The 14,967-nt window shown below is 51.2% G+C and carries 12 protein-coding genes and 3 tRNA genes; 1 reads left to right on the top strand and 14 read right to left on the bottom strand.

Annotated features, from left to right (window positions below; genetic code table 11):
- Nucleotides 1-68: 68 nt before the first annotated feature.
- The 11 genes from BIT28_RS25940 to BIT28_RS25890 form a co-directional block, all read right to left on the bottom strand.
- Nucleotides 69-1,385 carry an adenylosuccinate synthase gene (locus tag BIT28_RS25940; protein WP_075767862.1) on the bottom strand — a complete coding sequence of 439 codons (1,317 nt, stop codon included), beginning with the start codon at nucleotides 1,383-1,385 and terminating at the stop codon, nucleotides 69-71.
- Nucleotides 1,386-1,507: 122 nt separating this feature from the next.
- Nucleotides 1,508-1,702 carry a DUF2065 domain-containing protein gene (locus BIT28_RS25935; RefSeq protein ID WP_075767861.1) on the bottom strand — a complete coding sequence of 65 codons (195 nt, stop codon included), beginning with the start codon at nucleotides 1,700-1,702 and terminating at the stop codon, nucleotides 1,508-1,510.
- A gap of 86 nt (nucleotides 1,703-1,788) precedes the next feature.
- Nucleotides 1,789-2,775 (bottom strand): protease modulator HflC, encoded by a 987-nt coding sequence (gene hflC, locus BIT28_RS25930; RefSeq protein ID WP_075767860.1) that lies wholly within the window; start codon nucleotides 2,773-2,775, stop codon nucleotides 1,789-1,791.
- 2 nt (nucleotides 2,776-2,777) lie between these two features.
- On the bottom strand, nucleotides 2,778-3,938 hold the full coding sequence (gene hflK, locus BIT28_RS25925; RefSeq protein ID WP_075767859.1) for an FtsH protease activity modulator HflK: 1,161 nt from the start codon (nucleotides 3,936-3,938) through the stop codon (nucleotides 2,778-2,780).
- Between the two features lie 57 nt (nucleotides 3,939-3,995).
- Nucleotides 3,996-5,285, bottom strand: a complete 1,290-nt coding sequence (gene hflX / locus BIT28_RS25920; protein WP_075767858.1) for a ribosome rescue GTPase HflX — start codon at nucleotides 5,283-5,285, stop codon at nucleotides 3,996-3,998.
- Nucleotides 5,286-5,313: 28 nt separating this feature from the next.
- Complete coding sequence (gene hfq / locus BIT28_RS25915) at nucleotides 5,314-5,583, bottom strand: RNA chaperone Hfq (protein ID WP_075767857.1); 270 nt, start codon at nucleotides 5,581-5,583, stop codon at nucleotides 5,314-5,316.
- Between the two features lie 85 nt (nucleotides 5,584-5,668).
- Nucleotides 5,669-6,604 (bottom strand): tRNA (adenosine(37)-N6)-dimethylallyltransferase MiaA, encoded by a 936-nt coding sequence (gene miaA, locus BIT28_RS25910; protein ID WP_075767856.1) that lies wholly within the window; start codon nucleotides 6,602-6,604, stop codon nucleotides 5,669-5,671.
- On the bottom strand, nucleotides 6,601-8,685 hold the full coding sequence (mutL, locus tag BIT28_RS25905; RefSeq protein ID WP_075767855.1) for a DNA mismatch repair endonuclease MutL: 2,085 nt from the start codon (nucleotides 8,683-8,685) through the stop codon (nucleotides 6,601-6,603). The genes miaA and mutL overlap by 4 nt, the downstream gene beginning before the upstream one ends.
- A 19-nt stretch (nucleotides 8,686-8,704) precedes the next feature.
- Entirely contained in the window at nucleotides 8,705-10,375 is a 1,671-nt protein-coding gene (locus BIT28_RS25900; protein WP_075767854.1) for a LysM peptidoglycan-binding domain-containing protein, read from the bottom strand.
- A 50-nt stretch (nucleotides 10,376-10,425) separates the two neighbouring features.
- Entirely contained in the window at nucleotides 10,426-10,890 is a 465-nt protein-coding gene (tsaE, locus tag BIT28_RS25895; protein WP_075767853.1) for a tRNA (adenosine(37)-N6)-threonylcarbamoyltransferase complex ATPase subunit type 1 TsaE, read from the bottom strand.
- Nucleotides 10,891-10,898: 8 nt separating this feature from the next.
- Nucleotides 10,899-12,386 (bottom strand): bifunctional ADP-dependent NAD(P)H-hydrate dehydratase/NAD(P)H-hydrate epimerase, encoded by a 1,488-nt coding sequence (locus BIT28_RS25890; RefSeq protein ID WP_075767852.1) that lies wholly within the window; start codon nucleotides 12,384-12,386, stop codon nucleotides 10,899-10,901.
- Between the two features lie 230 nt (nucleotides 12,387-12,616).
- Here BIT28_RS25890 and queG point away from each other — a divergent pair, with 230 nt between their 5' ends.
- On the top strand, nucleotides 12,617-13,750 hold the full coding sequence (gene queG / locus BIT28_RS25885) for a tRNA epoxyqueuosine(34) reductase QueG (RefSeq protein ID WP_075767919.1): 1,134 nt from the start codon (nucleotides 12,617-12,619) through the stop codon (nucleotides 13,748-13,750).
- Between the two features lie 874 nt (nucleotides 13,751-14,624).
- On the opposite strand, the gene BIT28_RS25880 is transcribed toward queG, so the two are convergent.
- The 3 genes from BIT28_RS25880 to BIT28_RS25865 all read right to left on the bottom strand — a co-directional run bounded on the left by BIT28_RS25880 (nucleotide 14,625) and on the right by BIT28_RS25865 (nucleotide 14,965).
- Nucleotides 14,625-14,700 (bottom strand) — tRNA-Gly (locus BIT28_RS25880).
- A gap of 94 nt (nucleotides 14,701-14,794) precedes the next feature.
- Nucleotides 14,795-14,870: transfer RNA gene (locus BIT28_RS25870), tRNA-Gly, on the bottom strand.
- A gap of 18 nt (nucleotides 14,871-14,888) precedes the next feature.
- A tRNA-Met gene (locus BIT28_RS25865) sits at nucleotides 14,889-14,965 on the bottom strand.
- Nucleotides 14,966-14,967: the final 2 nt, after the last annotated feature.

Genomic DNA, 14,967 nt, shown 5'->3' with positions numbered 1-14,967 from the left:
ACTCGCAGGCATAAAAAAACCAACCCCTCAGGGTTGGTTTTTATCCATCCGATCATCAGAAGCGATGATTATTCACCGTATGGGTGAACCTTGATGATAGTCTCGTTACGGTCCGGACCAGTCGAGATAATGTCGATTGGCACACCCGTTAGCTCTTCGATACGCGCGATGTAATCAAGAGCCGCCTGTGGAAGCGCATCCAGTGACTTAGCACCAAATGTGTTTTCAGACCAACCAGGCATAGTTTCGTAGATTAGCTCTAGATCTTCGTAAGCGTCAGCCGCCATTGGGGACACTTCCAGAAGCTCGCCATCTTTAGTCTTGTAGCCAGTACAGATTTTGATTTCTTTCAGGCCATCCAATACGTCTAGCTTAGTTAGGCAGAAACCTGAGATTGAGTTGATCTGAATTGCACGACGCATAGCCACCGCATCAAACCAACCAGTACGACGTAGACGACCTGTCGTTGCGCCAAACTCGTTACCGACTTCACCTAGGTGCTTACCAACAGGATCTTGCTTGTCTTGACCGTCGTATAGCTCAGTCGGGAATGGACCAGCACCAACACGTGTGCAGTATGCTTTCGCGATACCCAGGATGTAACCCAGGTGACGAGGACCAAAACCAGAACCTGCAGCAACACCACCAGCCGTTGTGTTAGAAGAGGTTACATACGGGTAAGTACCGTGGTCGATGTCCAGCAGCGTACCTTGTGCACCTTCGAACATGATCTTGTCGCCACGCAGACGCGCGTCATCAAGCTCTTTGGTCACATCGATAACCATCGCAGTCAGTACGTCAGCCTGACCCATGATAGTTTCCAACACTTCTTCGTAGCTTACTGGCTCGGCATTGTAGTAATGCTCAAGCTGGAAGTTGTGGTAAGCCATAACTTCTTTAAGCTTCTCGGCAAACGCTTCTTTGTCGAACAGATCGCCAACACGTAGGCCGCGACGAGCAACTTTATCTTCGTAAGCAGGACCGATACCACGACCTGTTGTACCAATCGCTTTTTTACCGCGAGCGATTTCACGAGCCTGGTCTAGTGCGATGTGGTATGGAAGGATTAGCGGACAAGCTTCTGACAGGAACAGACGTTCACGAACAGGAATACCACGCTCTTCTAGCGGGCCCATTTCTTTCATCAGAGCATCTGGAGAAAGTACAACACCGTTACCGATGATGCATTTAACGTTGTCACGCAGGATACCTGATGGGATCAGGTGAAGGACAGTTTTTTCACCGTCAATGACAAGAGTGTGACCTGCATTGTGGCCACCTTGGTAGCGGACTACATACTTTGCATCTTCGGTCAAAAGATCAACGATCTTACCCTTACCTTCGTCACCCCATTGGGTGCCAAGAACGACTACATTATTTGCCATCTTTCTTCGTCTATCAGTAGTTAAAAAGGGATTCTAGCACCTTAAAGAGCGCCTTGCAGTCATTTTTTAACCGTAGCGGCTATTTCTGCAAGAACACTGTCACGGTTGCATGCTAGGGCAATTTACATACTAGTGTACATCATGTAGGCAATCACACTGCCGGCGACGACCAGGCAACCGCCGATCCGACGCAGGGTGTTGTCATTCTGCTGGCTTAGCTGACTAACCATCTCTCGCCACCCCCTTGGTGCCAGTAACGGTCCAAGTCCTTCAAAAACCAACACTAACCCCAAAGCCAACCAAATTGCTTTACTCATGATCACGACCTTAATATTGCATTCTGTTCCAACGGCAAAAAAAAAGACAAGGCCGAGGCCTTGTCTTTCTGCTTATCAGTATCGGCTTAGTTAGTGCCGCTTGATTCTTTCATGTACTTGAAGAAGTCAGTATTTGGATCAACCACCAAGATATCGTTCTTCGAATTGAAGCTGTTCTCATACGCTTTCAAAGAACGCAGGAAGTTATAGAACTCCGGATCCTTGTTAAACGCTGAAGAGTAAATCTCTGCCGTTTTTGCATCAGCCGTACCGCGTACAACACGTGCCTGACGATCAGCTTCAGCCAGGATTTTCGCCACTTCCAGCTCAGACTGGGCGCGGATAACTTCCGCTTTCTCACGACCTTGAGAGCGGTGCTTACGCGCAACAGACTCACGCTCGGCACGCATACGACGGTAGATAGACTCACTGATTTCATCAGGCAGGTTGATTTTCTTCATACGGAAGTCAACTACGTCAACACCCAAGTCTTTCATTGCGCTTATCTTGATGTCAGCCAGTACATTAGCCATGATTTGATCACGCTGGCCTTCCACCTCTTTACGAGGAGCGATCTCGGCAACAATCTCTGTTGCCGGAGCATCGTCTTCATCAGAAGCTACAACAGGCGTTCCACGATCCGGGCCAGAAACGATTTGCTTGATCTCACGCGAACCAATTTCAGAACGCAGGCTATCAACCACTTTACGTTTCAGTAGCGCTTCTGCCGTTGAAGCATCACCGCCACCGGTTGTCAGGTAGTACTGACCGAAATCTTCGATACGCCATTTGACATAGGTATCGATGATCACGTCTTTTTTCTCTGACGTGACGAAACGGTCGGCCTGGTCATCCATAGTCTGGATACGAGCATCAAGCATACGGACACGGTCGAATACCGGCACCTTGAAGTGCAGACCCGGTTCGTAAATACGTGCAATTTCAGTATTGTTGTCTTTCAGGATCCGGCCAAACCGAACCACAATACCGCGCTCGCCTTCCTGTACGATGAACATCGACATCAGCAGCGCAGCAATAAAGATGACAATCACTGGGATCATTAACTTACGCATAATTAATATCTCCCTTGACGGCCAGTATCGCCACGCGGAGCCGTGGATACAGGGGCTGTTGTTTCAACTTTCTCAAGCTCAATACCATAGGAGCCGCTTGATGTGCTGCTCTTAGGCTTACTGCCCTGCTCAGACGGGTTAATCAGTTTGTCCAACGGCAGGTACAACAAGTTGCCGCTGGAGTTGGAATCAACCATGACCTTGCTGGTATTGCCGTATACGCGTTCCATCGTTTCCAGATACAGACGGTTACGGGTTACTTCCTGGGCAGCCTGGTACTCTGGAAGTAGCTTCTCAAACTGTGCCACTTCACCGAGCGCACCGTTGATGGCCTTCTCAGAATAACCTTCAGCTTCCTTCTTCAGACGCTCCGCACGACCGGTTGCTTTCGGCAAGATATCATTGCTGTAAGCTTCGGCTTCACGAACGAAACGTTCTTCATCTTCTCGCGCGGCGATAGCGTCATCAAACGCATCTTTTACCGCTTCCGGCGGACGCGCTGACTGGAAGTTCACATCGACAACGAAGATACCCATATCATAGGTCTGGATAATCTTGTCGATCGCTTCCTGGGTGTTGGCACGAATAGTCTGACGGCCCGTCGTCAATGCCTCATCCATCGCCGAGTCACCAATTACCGCACGCAGTGCTGAATCGGTAGCCTGACGCAGACTGTCATCGGCGTTGGTCACGCTAAACAGATACTTGTTGGCATCTGACACACGGTACTGAACATCCATTTCAACTTTCAGTACGTTTTCGTCTTTGGTCAGCATAAGGCCGGAGCTACGCAGAGAACGGATAGCCTGAACGTTGACCGGTGTCACTTCGTCAATAAACGTCGGCTTCCAGTTCAGACCCGGATCAACCATCTCGTAAAACTTACCAAAGCGCAGTACTACGCCTCGTTCCGCTTCACCAATGGTATAGAAACCCGAGAATCCCCATACTGCAGTCGCGAGTACCGCAATCGCCCCTAGACCGGCAGCACTGCCACCAGCCGAAGGCCCTTTCTTATTCCCAAAAATGCCACCGAACTTACGACTTAGTTTTGAAAAAACTTCATCGAGATCCGGTGGACCTTGATCACGACCGCCGCGATTATTATTCCCCCAAGGGTCTTTATCACGGCCGCCGTTGTTACCAGGCTCATTCCACGCCATTATAGAACTCCATCAATATGATATGACGACAGTTTTTCTTATTACTCTAGCAGTCCATTAAGCAACGATAAAGTCATCTAACGAAGTACTTTCTCTTTTTTGTAACCGAGACCACTCAGCCAACGGTAATCGAATATCAATCGTCAGGCTGCCATCAGACTCATATTCTTCATGCAAAATACACCCAAGCTGGTAAAACTTACTGCGGTACCGGCCAATCAGATATGGCGGCAGACACAGCGTATGTTTCACCATAGTGCCAGACAAACGTTCAGTCAGCGCCTCGAACAACAGGTCAATGCCCTGTCCTTCAATCGCCGAAACCCAAACCCGACGGGGGCTCCCGTCTTCATCTCGCTCAATACGCGGTTCGGCACCTTCCAGATTGTCGATCTTATTCATGACAATCAGGACAGGGACTTCACCGGCATCGATTTCATCGAGCACATTGTTCACCGCATCAATGTTTTCGCGAAAACGCTCGTCACTGGCATCCACCACATGCAACAGCAAACTTGCATCCTGGGTTTCTTTCAATGTTGCCTTAAACGCAGCCACCAGGTCATGGGGCAAGTGGCGAATAAACCCAACCGTGTCGGCCAGAATCGATGTGCCGACATCGGCAACGTCAATCTTGCGCAGGGTTGGGTCCAAGGTCGCAAACAGCTGGTCAGCGGCATAAACCCCGGCATCTGTAACTCGGTTAAATAACGTCGATTTTCCCGCATTGGTATAACCCACCAGCGAGATGGTCGGTATTTCAGCCCGATTTCTGGCTCTGCGCCCCTGATCGCGCTGCTTCGATACCTTTTCCAATCTACGTAAAATAGTTTTGATACGGTCTCGTAGTAAACGGCGATCCGTTTCCAGCTGAGTTTCACCCGGACCACGCAAACCGATACCACCCTTCTGTCGTTCAAGGTGGGTCCAACCGCGGATCAATCGAGTGGAGATATGACGTAACTGAGCAAGCTCAACCTGCAATTTACCCTCATGGGTACGTGCACGCTGGGCAAAAATATCCAGGATCAGGCCAGTACGGTCTAATACTCTGCATTTACAAATCTGCTCCAGATTACGCTCTTGCGCTGGAGAGAGGGAGTGGTTGAATATCACGATCTCGGCTTCTTCAGCCCGAACCGCTTCGGCAATTTCCTGTGCTTTACCTTCTCCCACGTAATACTTAGGGTGGGGAGTTTTACGACTACCTGTGACTACACGTAGCGTATTAACTCCCGCAGAGGAGACCAGCATTTCGCATTCGCTTAAGTCTTCCCATTCCCCTTCTTGCGTGAAGTTGATATGAACAAGAATAGCCTGCTCACCGGCTTCATAACGGTCAAACAAGCAATCAACTCCTTATCGAAGAATACTCTTATTCTTCAGTTTTTTCTTGAGAACGCTCAGCAGGAGCCGGACGGTCGCCTGCATGATGGTGGTTCACTGGACGAGCCGGAACCACTGTAGAGATCGCATGCTTGTACACCATCTGGTTAACAGTGTTTTTAAGAAGGATCACGAACTGATCGAATGATTCAATCTGGCCCTGAAGTTTGATGCCGTTCACCAGGTAGATAGAGACCGGTATTCTTTCACGACGCAGCGCATTCAAAAACGGGTCTTGCAAAGATTGCCCCTTAGCCATTATTTCTTTTCCTTATTTGTTTGTAGTTGTATTTAGCAACGAACAAAATTAAAAATACGCAAAACAGTGAGAGTATACACGCTAATCAAACATCACATCTAACTGAGTTTGTGACTGTTTGTAACGCTTTATCCACATCACTGCTATCCAACCACGTCAAATCTTTCCAGCTACGAAGCCAGGTAATTTGACGCTTCGCCAATTGACGGGTTGCGCAGATTCCGCGGAAGACCGCTTCGTCCAAATCACACTTCCCGTCCAAGTATTCCCACATCTGTCGGTAACCCACGCAACGTATCGATGGAAGATCTGGATGCAGATCACCTCGCTCATACAAAGCACGAACTTCCTGTTCAAAACCTGCTTCAATCATTTTGTCAAAACGTTGCTCAATCCTCTGATGTAGGACAGCCCTATCCTTGGGTGTTATTGCAAATTGGTGAACCTTGTATGGTAAAGATTCACCTTGGGTTTTCGTCAGCTCTGTTAAAGTTTTACCCGAAATACGGAAAACTTCCAATGCCCGAGAGAGCCGCTGCGGGTCATTAGGGTGGATTCTGGCTCCCGATACCGGATCTATCCGCACCAGCTCCTCGTGCAATGCCTGCCAGCCTTTCTCTTCGGCTTCTCGCTCAATTTCAGCTCGGACCTCCGGATCCGCCGCCGGCAATGGCGACAAGCCTTCCAATAATGCCTTGTAGTACAACATAGTACCACCAACCAGCAGAGGAATTCTCCCTGCTGCAACTATATCAGCCATTTCTTTCAGTGCATCAGCGCGAAAGTCTGCAGCTGAATAACTTTGCGCTGGATCACGAATATCGATAAGACGGTGAGGCGCAAGAGAAAGTTCCCTCGCATCTGGCTTGGCTGTGCCGATATCCATTTCTTTATAGATAAGGGCTGAATCAACACTTATCAACTCCACCGGCAACTGCTGGCGCAATCGAATGGCCAAATCTGTTTTTCCCGATGCGGTCGGCCCCATTAAAAAAATGGCCTGAGGTAGTGGCTTGCTCATAAATCAAATGCTTCTATTGCCGCGCCGACGTCAACCGGACGCAGCAAGTTTGGATAATAGTGTTCAAGTGAATCTCCCCATAGCTGCTCCAGATCCGTCACCAGCTGTATTGCCTGCGACAAGCTGAAGCCTTCGGTCGGAATCACGAGCTGCGATGCTAACCAGTCCAGCAGCTTATCCCAACCCTGCGCTTCAGGGTCATCGGCTACCGAAGCCAGATACCCCAACAGGGCCGGGATCAACTGCTGCAGGTTTTGCTGCCTAAGCGGCATACAGACTGACATGATGATCAGTCCGTTTTTGCCCTTGGCTTTAAGATGAATGCCCAGTTGCTTGAGCAACTGAGCATGCTGTTCTGCACATTCTATCATGCCTGGCTCGACCGGTACGGAATGTGGGATCAACAATGGCTGCGGTTTTAGCCCTTCCGTTTGGGCCAGCTGCAGCTGGCCTTTGCAACGCAGGCGCTGTGCGTTGTCCAGCGAAAGAACAAATACCCCGTTATCTCGACTCAGCAGCAAGTACCGCTGCTGCGTCAAACACAGAGCTTTACCCAGACCAATCCCATTTTGCGCATCTATGGCCGTTTGGCGAACTGGCGATGGCGAAGAGCGAGTCTCCAACGCACGAGGCGTTGGTTCAGGCCTAGGCGCGCTTGGTTCCCGCAAAGAAGACGCTGTCGGTACCGGTATAGGTGCCGGAGAGAGAGGCTCAAAATCCGCCTGCTTCGGTGTTTGCATCAATTGTTGGTAAGCACTAACCTCGCGTTTTGACGGTGCATCGTGGCCAAACTGGCGCTGCTGCCCCTGGCCTCTCGGCATCCCCGAAGCACCAGTTGTCCCCGATGCCCTTGAGGCACCCGCCTCACGGTAGCTGCCACCATGCTCATGATGATTTGAGGTTGGCAACCACTCACTAGCATGAGCCTTATTGGGATAATCAGGCGTACGCGCCACCGCTGACATGACTGCCGACGGTTCGGCAATCCCATCATCTGGCGGGGCGACAGCCTGGCTGGCTTCGGCACTGCCCCGCCGAGGCGGCTGATACAGAGCTTCGCTGCTCTCTTCCAGGCTGTGTTCCAGACCCTGTTGCAGGGCGCTCTGCAGCCCCTGGCAGATAAAGTCATGAACCAGCCTCGCCTGATGGAAACGCACTTCGTGCTTCGCCGGATGGACATTGACATCCACCTGGTGCGGATCAACCTCGATAAACAGCACATAGGCCGCATACTGATCAGCTGCAAGGCTGGTTTCATACGCTTGGCGTATGGCATGATTGATGAGCTTGTCCTTCATCATCCGGCCATTGACGTAGCAATACTGAATATCGTTCTGGGCTCTGGCTCCCTGTGGGCTGCAGATCCAGCCCGACAGTTTCAAGTCACCATGTTCCAGCTCGACAGCCAGTGCATGGTTAAGAAAATTAGAGCCGCACACCGCTGCCAGACGGCGCTCTTTTTGTACCTGGGTTTGAGAGGCTCGATATTGGCGGATCATTTTGCCGTTATGGCGCAAATTGATCGTGACATCCAGCCGGCTGAGTGCAATGCGCTTGAGCAATTCGTCAATGTGACTAAATTCGGTTTTCTCGGTCCGCAGGAACTTGCGTCGGGCCGGAGTGTTGAAGAACAAGTCCAGCACCTCCAGCGTGGTACCCACCGGGTGGGCCGCCGGTTTCAGCTGTACCTCCATGTCCCGCCCTTCGGCATAGGCTGACCATGCCTCTTCCTGATCCGCCGTCTTGGAGGTCAGGGTCAGACGGGAAACCGAGCTGATACTGGCCAGCGCCTCGCCACGAAAGCCCAGGCTCATAATGGCCTCGAGATCGTCTAACGAGGTAATTTTCGACGTCGCGTGGCGGCTTAAAGCCAGGCTGAGTTCCTCTTTCGGGATCCCCTTGCCGTTATCGCGGATACGGATAGTCCGGCTGCCGCCCTTGTCAATATCGATATCAATACGGGTAGCACCGGCATCCAAACTGTTTTCTACCAGCTCTTTGACCACCGAGGCAGGACGTTCAACAACTTCGCCTGCAGCAATTTGGTTTGCCAGCCGGGCGGGCAAGATCTGAATAGGCATAATTCACTTCTAGGTATGGTTAACTACTCGGGATGGTTAGCTGTTGGCCTACCGCTAATGTATCTGAGCTTAGCTTATTTGCCTGGCGGAGACTATTCACACTGATCCCATAACGGGAGGCAATCTTGCCCAGAAACTCGCCGCGCTTCACCGTATGCTTCATCGACTTGCGGTTACTGGTATCAATTTTTAGCTTCTGGCCAATCGCCAGCTCATCGGAGCGTAACTTATTCAGGCTGCGGATACTGGTAACCGTTACGCCATAATTGGCCGCAATTTTGCTAAGAAACTCGCCACGCTTCACCGTATGGGTCGTGACTGTGACCGCTCGCTGTACAGGCTTCGTTGAGGCCGGTGACGCCGTTCGGCTCGCCGCAGCAACGGAGCTCCCCGGGATCACCAGTACCTGACCGACTTTCAGGGTATTACTGCTGAGCTTATTGACCTTCTTCAGTGCCGCTACCGACGTGCCGTACTTGCTGGCAATCACGCTCAGGGACTGGCCAGAGGTAACCTTGTGTTTCACCCCGCCTTTTCTCGCCGCAAACAAAGTACCTTCCGGCGGTTTGGCATTAAAGTAAGCCAGCACCCCTTTGTAGACGGCATTCGCCAGCTTAGTCTGATGCGAGCGTGAATTGAGCAGCCGCTCTTCCTTCGGGTTGGTAATGAATCCGGTTTCGACCAGCAGCGACGGAATATCCGGCGATTTCAGCACCGCCAGACTGGCGTGCTCCGGCTTGCTTTTATGCAGGGTAGTCACCCGGCTCAGTTCTTTCAGTACCCGTGTCGCCACATCATACCCCTCTTTCTGGGAGTGGCTGAACTGCAAGTCCAGCACGGCCATGCTCAGATACTGATCATCGTTCCCCCCGGACAACACGTCACCGCCGCCAAGCAATTCTGACTGCTTCTCGTGCTGCTCGAGCCAACGACCAATTTCACTGTTGGCGCGGCGAGTATTGAGTACCCATACCGACGCCCCGCGAGGCTGTGGTTTGTGGAATCCATCGGCATGGATTGATACCAGCAGGTGAGCCTTGTTGCGACGAGCAATGTCCGAGCGCTTGTTGAGGTTAACAAAATAGTCGGCCTGACGGGTCAGTACCGCTTTCATGCCCGGGGTGGCATTGATTTTGGCCGCCACTTTTTTCGAGATGTCCAAGGTGACATTTTTCTCGTACTTACGTGTCGGACCGATAGAACCGGGGTCTTCCCCGCCGTGACCGGCATCAATTGCGACGATGATGTCATCATTGCCATAGGGCAACAGGGCTTTCTGGTTTTCCTTAACCGTTTTTTTCGGTGCCGCAGGTTTGGCCTTCACCGCCTTTTTCTTGTGCGGCAAGTCCAGCACCAGACGGTGGCTATAATGGCCATCCGGCGTTGGTGCCAACTTGAAAATAGTTGGGTTAACGCCGGTCTTGGTTTCAAACACCAAACGGTAGGTGCCCTTCTCCGGTGCGCTGCTATTGCGAATTTTCTTCAGCACCGCACTGTTTTTGACCGTCACCGGCAACTTGGTTTTTAAGGTGGTTTTTTTAAGATCGACCACCAAGCGCTCTGGCTTGGTCAGGGTGAAGTAGGAAAACGTCACCTCATCTTGCAGATCCAGCACCACGCGGGTTTCATCTGGCGCGGGCCAGACACGAATGCTCTTCAGCTCGTTGGCCATCGCCATCGAGCCGAACATCCCTACCCCAAAAAAGAATAAATACAAAAAAGCCCGTAAAGACATCCTGATCAACACAACTCCAAACGCTTGATCAACTCTAGACCATATTCATTTCTAGCAGTAACAGCCACTTTTCGCTGCTCACCGGCATAGCGCATTTCGATTTCCAGATCCGGCTCAGGCAACAAACCCTCGCCCTTATCCGGCCACTCCACCAAACAAATGGCGTCATTGCTGAAATAATCGCGGATCCCCATAAACTCCAGCTCTTCCGGATCCGCCAGGCGATATAAGTCGAAATGGTACACCTGCCAGGGTGGCAATTCGTACGGTTCCACCAAGGTATAAGTCGGGCTCTTCACGTTGCCCTGATGGCCAAGAGCTCGAATAAAGCCCCGGCTAAATGTGGTCTTGCCTGCACCCAAGTCGCCATGCAGATAAATGGTTGTCTGGCGCTTACATGCCTTTGCCAATTTAAGGCCTAAATCTACGGTTGCCTGTTCATCGGCAAGCAGTGTTTCAAATGTTTGCATTGTTATCTTTATCTTGGGTTTACTAATTGTCGAATATAAGGAAACAGATCACTGGCCAATACACCACGTTCCCCCTCCCGGGCACAAAGATCAGCAGCGGTACTGTGGATCCAGACGCCAGTCCGGGCGGCTTCCGATAACGAAAGCCCCTGCCCTGCCAACGCCCCGATAATGCCAGAAAGCACATCACCCATGCCACCTGTTGCCATTCCAGGGTTACCGGCAGTACATACCCAGCACTGCCGACCGTCATTGATCAGAGTGCCGGCTCCTTTCAGAACAACGACACCGCCAAACTTTTGCTGCAGCGACTTCGCGGCAGCAAACCGGTCAGCCTCTACTGCGGCAACCGTGGTATTTAGCAACCGGGCAGCTTCTCCCGGATGCGGCGTCATTATACGATTATTTTTATAGTCTGGTGAGAGGGCCAATAAGTTCAATCCATCGGCATCAACGACCATTGTTTTCTCGGTGGCGTCAAAGTGGAACAACAGTGCCTTACTCCAGTCACTCTGCCCCAAGCCAGGCCCTATCACAATAACATCGGCCCACTCCAGCCTCTGGCTGATTTCATGGGCTTTATCTTGCCACCCCTGTACCATTATCTCAGGTCTGGCGGTAACAATTGACAGCACATTGTCAGGCTGGGTGATCACCGCAGTCAGCCCGGCCCCGCTTCTTGCACAAGCTTCGGCAGCCAGCCGAATGGCACCGGCCATCCCTACATCACCACCGGCACATAATACCCGACCATGATCACCCTTGTGTGCTGTACGGCCACGGGGGGGCAAACACTGCCTCACCGCATCCTGACAGATCCGGTAAGCCGACGGCTGCACCTGCTGACGAAAAGCATCGTCGACACCCAAGCCGGCAAAAAGTACCTCTCCGCAGTACTGAGCCGCCTGACCGGTACACAGCCCTTGCTTCAAACCGATAAAGGTCACTGTCGATTGTGCCTGAATAACCGTGCCAAGGATATTGCCCGTATCAGCGCACAGCCCAGATGGCACGTCGACTGCGACAACCGGCCGTCCAGCCTGATTAATTAGGCTAATCAGCCCGGCACTGTCTTCCCGGACGCTTCCTTTCAGGCCGGTTCCCAACAAGGCATCAACGATCACCTCGGCAGAGTCCGGAATCTTAGACTCCGGCAGCGTAATTTTCCCACCGCAGGCAAGCCAGGCATCCCTGGCTCGGGCAGCATCCCCCGACAAACGTTCGGGCTGTCCCAACTGCCACAGCGTTACCGCCAGCCCCGATTCCCGGGCCAGCCGGGCCACAATATAGCCGTCCCCGCCGTTATTACCACCACCACAGCATACCAGCAGTGAAGCAGCCTCCGGGTACTGTAGGCGAAAATGTGAAAATACCGCCTGCCCGGCTCTTTCCATTAACTGGTACATCTCAAGCTGCATTGCTCTGGCCGCCAACTGCTCGCCGTGGCGAACTTGTTCAGCGCGGTATAAGTGTGTCGGTAGTTGCGAAGTCACCATGGTATTGCCTTACCTCTAAGCCGCTAACGTTCTTCATGGCTGCCAAGATCAGCGCAGGCAGGGCAACCAAACCACATAATGAATAAATAGTGCCCAAAACTACCGCCCGGTACAATGTCAAAAAAGTATTTCTGCTCCCATTCTTGCTGAGTTTTCTATTATCAGTGAAAGCAATGATGATTGTGTTACACTTCGGCCCCCAAGAATTCAGCCACACTGTGAATCAGAGCATGAACATCGACTACAGCGAACTGACCCAGAAAATCAAACAATGGGGCAAGGAACTCGGCTTCCAGCAAGTGGGGATCAGCGATATAGATCTTCACCAGCACGAGGCTCAGCTTCAGCGCTGGATTGATGCCGGCTATCACGGTGACATGGACTGGATGGCCCGCCACGGTATGATGCGAGCCCGTCCCGCCGAACTGCATCCCGGTACGGTTCGGGTGATCAGTGTGCGGATGAACTACTTACCTCCTGAGGCCGGTTTTGCCCAGAGCCTCAAACAGCCCGATACTGCCTACATCAGCCGCTATTCGCTGGGACGTGATTATCACAAACTAATTCGCAATCGTCTTAAGCGTCTTGGCCAGTTGATAGAAAAAGAAGTTGGCGAGTTCGGCTACCGCCCTTTTGTCGACTCGGCTCCCATTCTTGAACGGCCACTGGCAGAAAAAGCCGGCCTGGGCTGGACAGGAAAACACTCGCTAATCCTTAGCTCGGAAGCTGGCTCTTGGTTTTTTCTTGGCGAGCTGCTCATTGATCTCCCTCTCCCTGTCGATACTCCTATCGACAACCAGTGCGGCAAGTGTGTCGCCTGTATGACCAGTTGCCCCACCGGTGCCATCGTTGAGGAAGGTGTCGTTGATGCCAGACGTTGCATCTCCTACCTCACCATTGAGTTTGACGGCATTATTCCTGAAGAGCTGCGAGAGCCCATTGGCAACCGGATTTACGGCTGTGACGATTGTCAGCTGGTCTGCCCGTTTAACCGTTTTTCGGATCTTACCGAAGAAGTTGACTATCATTGTCGTGATAGCCTGTATCAGCAGCCACTGCATGTGCTGTACCAATGGACAGAAAAACAGTTTTTGAAAAATACGGAAGGTTCAGCAATCCGACGTATCGGTCATATCCAATGGTTGCGTAACTTAACGATTGCTATGGGTAACGCACCATATAGCGCAGATATCTTTGAGGCTTTGGAACAACGCCTTGGGGAAAACGAATTGCTTGATATTCATATTCACTGGGCGATGGAAATACAAACGAAGAGGCATCAGGAACATGCCATTGAGATATTACCGGGCAAAACCAAAAGGCTGATCAGGATTGTCGAAAAAGGCCTGCCGCGAGATGCGTAGCCCTGAGGGCCTTTAAGCGTCTGCACATTTTTGGACACACAAACTGGGAGCGAAATCAGGCTTCTGCATGAATGTGGAAAACAATTTCATCCCCACGATTTTATCCCTGATCGTAAAATATTAAACACAGGCCTGAATGCAGGGAATCAAAACAGTTATCCCAAGACAAAACATATTGATCAGGCTGTATATAAATATTGAATAAAGATATTAAATGCCATCAATATCAATACTTTAGCTTGTTGATAATTTTTTTTGGATAACGTTTTTCCGAGGCCAATTTATTAGGAGAAAGGAGTTATTCACACGGAGTCGGCACACGTAATCAACTGACTTACCCACAGTTTGACTCATGTGGATAAGTCTGTGCACTAACTAATGGTTTGTTCCAAAGATCAAGACAGCAGCCCAGAATATATCAGCATTCAGGCAATTATTGATTCTGGATAAAGAGAGCAGATACGATTCACAAGTCCTTATCAGCAGCGTACAGACCAACCACTGGTATCAGCTAAATCAAAGAGCATGTGTCGTCATTTGGCACCAATACCTCACGGCATTAGCTTACAGAGCATCGCATTTACCTAAGATACAAAACCAGTCACTAAAGACTGTCTAGGCAAAATTCTGATGATGTCGTCGAAGCTGATTGCTTCTTGTGGTTCCTTATAGCCGAAGCTACGGAACTTGGGGCAACACACAAGGCTATCGGTGATCGAGTAACCCAGGAATGCTGCATTTGGACTAGTACTTCACAGTAGTAGTTTTGCCGTTTCACGATCAGATATAGTGATAGTGACAGCAGAAATTGGAGCGTCGCAGCCGGCTAGGTACACGAGGTTCCTCGCACATTTGCCATGACTCTCATTGAAATTGGAGCGACACACGAGGTTCGAACTCGTGACCTCAACCTTGGCAAGGTTGCGCTCTACCAGCTGAGCTAGTGTCGCATATTCTCATAAGAGAATTGGTTGCGGGGGCCGGATTTGAACCGACGACCTTCGGGTTATGAGCCCGACGAGCTACCAAGCTGCTCCACCNAATTGGAGCGACACACGAGGTTCGAACTCGTGACCTCAACCTTGGCAAGGTTGCGCTCTACCAGCTGAGCTAGTGTCGCATATTCTCATAAGAGAATTGGTTGCGGGGGCCGGATTTGAACCGACGACCTTCGGGTTATGAGCCCGACGAGCTACCAAGCTGCTCCACCCCGCGTC

The organism is Photobacterium proteolyticum (assembly GCF_001939735.1).
Classification (GTDB): domain Bacteria; phylum Pseudomonadota; class Gammaproteobacteria; order Enterobacterales; family Vibrionaceae; genus Photobacterium; species Photobacterium proteolyticum.
This window is presented reverse-complemented; position numbering and strand designations above follow the sequence as displayed.

Excerpts from the sequence above, each read along its gene's own strand:
- hflK (WP_075767859.1), bottom strand. The coding sequence starts at position 3,938 with ATGGCGTGGAATGAGCCTGGTAACAACGGCGGCCGTGATAAAGACCCT.
- hflC (WP_075767860.1), bottom strand. The coding sequence starts at position 2,775 with ATGCGTAAGTTAATGATCCCAGTGATTGTCATCTTTATTGCTGCGCTG.
- BIT28_RS25940 (WP_075767862.1), bottom strand. The coding sequence starts at position 1,385 with ATGGCAAATAATGTAGTCGTTCTTGGCACCCAATGGGGTGACGAAGGT.
- BIT28_RS25890 (WP_075767852.1), bottom strand. The coding sequence starts at position 12,386 with ATGGTGACTTCGCAACTACCGACACACTTATACCGCGCTGAACAAGTT.
- mutL (WP_075767855.1), bottom strand. The coding sequence starts at position 8,685 with ATGCCTATTCAGATCTTGCCCGCCCGGCTGGCAAACCAAATTGCTGCA.
- miaA (WP_075767856.1), bottom strand. The coding sequence starts at position 6,604 with ATGAGCAAGCCACTACCTCAGGCCATTTTTTTAATGGGGCCGACCGCA.
- BIT28_RS25935 (WP_075767861.1), bottom strand. The coding sequence starts at position 1,702 with ATGAGTAAAGCAATTTGGTTGGCTTTGGGGTTAGTGTTGGTTTTTGAA.
- BIT28_RS25900 (WP_075767854.1), bottom strand. The coding sequence starts at position 10,375 with ATGTTCGGCTCGATGGCGATGGCCAACGAGCTGAAGAGCATTCGTGTC.
- queG (WP_075767919.1), top strand. The coding sequence starts at position 12,617 with ATGAACATCGACTACAGCGAACTGACCCAGAAAATCAAACAATGGGGC.
- hfq (WP_075767857.1), bottom strand. The coding sequence starts at position 5,583 with ATGGCTAAGGGGCAATCTTTGCAAGACCCGTTTTTGAATGCGCTGCGT.
- tsaE (WP_075767853.1), bottom strand. The coding sequence starts at position 10,890 with ATGCAAACATTTGAAACACTGCTTGCCGATGAACAGGCAACCGTAGAT.